General features: G+C 66.7%; 2 protein-coding genes. Both read right to left on the bottom strand.

The window, feature by feature from the left end; genetic code table 11:
• A partial coding sequence (locus tag I5W_RS28875; RefSeq protein WP_044531838.1) for a LamB/YcsF family protein occupies nt 1-226 on the bottom strand: 226 nt, incomplete at its 3' end.
• Nucleotides 227-235: 9 nt separating this feature from the next.
• Nucleotides 236-1,003: biotin-dependent carboxyltransferase family protein (locus I5W_RS28880; RefSeq protein ID WP_044531839.1), on the bottom strand; the 768-nt coding region annotated here is incomplete at its 5' end.

Below are 1,003 nucleotides of genomic sequence, written 5' to 3' on the forward strand. Positions count from 1 at the left end.
CGGGCGGCAACTGCATGGCGCTGCGGCCGAAATTCTCGCGGTCGGGAAAGCTGGGATGGGCGCCGATGGCCACATGGTTCTGGATCGCCCAGCGCACACTGCGGCGCATGGTGTTGGCATCGCCCGCGTGCCAGCGCAAGGCGATGTTGGCCGAGCTGACCAGGGTCAGCAGTTCTTCGTCGGTGTCGCAGCCTTCGCCGAGATCGGCATTGAGATCGATATGCATGGCGTTCCCTTATTTCTTGTAGAGCGTGGCGCGCGACCAGTCCAGTGCGGCGACCGTGGCGCGAATGGCGTCGAGATAGCGTTGCTGTTCCTCGGCGGCGGCCAGGGCGTCGGCCAGTTCGCAGGGTTCCAGACGCAGTGTGGCATTCAGTGGCGCTTGCGCCAGTTTCCACAGGTCGGCACCGATGACCACGCCGATCTTGGGATAGCCGCCGGTGGTTTGGGCATCGCCCATCAGGATGATGGGCTGACCGGAAGGAGGTACCTGGATCACGCCCGGTACCACGCCGTGCGAGAGCATGTCGCGGCTATGCTTGCGCTTGAGTTCCGGGCCTTGCAGGCGATAGCCCATGCGGTTGCTGTTGGGCGTGACGCGCCAGGTATCGGCCCACAATGCCTCGCGGGAGGCCTTGCTGAATTGCTCGAACTCGGGGCCGGGCAGTACGCGCAGGGTGACGTGCTGGCTGTGTTCATCGGCACGCAGCGCCAGACCGCTCCAGCGTGGCGAGCGCACCCCGAAGGCCGGGCCATGCACGGCCCTGGAGGCGGCGTGCGCGTCGCCGATGGGCAGCTTGTCACCGCGTTTGAGCGGGCGTCCCTGATGGCCGCCGAAGCCGGCCTTCAGATCCGTGCTGCGCGAGTCCAGCACCAGGGGAACATCGATGCCTCCGGCCACGGCCAGGTAGGTGCGCATACTGTGGCGTGGCGCCTGGTCTGGGGAGTTGAGTGAGTCGGCAGCGCTCGGACTGAGCTTGAGCACGCTGCCGGCCTGGACCGG

Source organism: Herbaspirillum sp. B65 (assembly GCF_000333555.1).
Taxonomy (GTDB): domain Bacteria; phylum Pseudomonadota; class Gammaproteobacteria; order Burkholderiales; family Burkholderiaceae_D; genus Herbaspirillum; species Herbaspirillum rubrisubalbicans.